Origin of the sequence: Exiguobacterium sp. KKBO11 (assembly GCF_001644945.1) — a bacterium.
Taxonomy (GTDB): Bacteria; Bacillota; Bacilli; order Exiguobacteriales; family Exiguobacteriaceae; genus Exiguobacterium_A; species Exiguobacterium_A abrahamii.
In genome coordinates this window covers 1-384 of sequence record NZ_LUCU01000035.1, presented here as the reverse complement: position 1 = coordinate 384, position 384 = coordinate 1, and the positions used below count along the sequence as shown (strand labels likewise).

The 384-nt window shown below is 55.5% G+C and carries 1 protein-coding gene; it reads left to right on the top strand.

Annotation, left to right across the window (positions count from 1 at the left end):
- Window positions 1-61 precede the first annotated feature (61 nt).
- Window positions 62-384: DUF3108 domain-containing protein (locus AYO36_RS12670; protein WP_156501859.1), on the top strand; the 323-nt coding region annotated here is incomplete at its 3' end.

The following is a 384-nucleotide window of genomic DNA, read 5'->3' as shown; positions in this document are numbered from 1 at the left end:
AGTCGGCGTATATCATCGCCCGATAAGGCCGCTTCCGCGCCTCTTTTAAGGTGATATCGAAATGATTGCCAGAGGAAAAAGCATTTTCGTGGCCGCGACAATGGCGTTAGCGGGTGTCTCCCCCTCGCTCGCTGCCGAAGCGCGCCACACAAGCGAATACAGCATCAATCTCGGCATTTTGCCGATTGCCAAAGCGAGTTTTTCGACTCGCATGGATGGACCAAATTATTCGATCTCCGGGTCCTTCAGTGCCGCCGGTCTTGCCAGCATTCTCAAGGATATTTCCGGCAAGACGACCGTTTCCGGCGCGAGACGTGGCCATCGGCTGCAGGCCAACGAGTATTCGCTGGTCTATAAGGACGGCAAACGCGTGCGCACCTATGA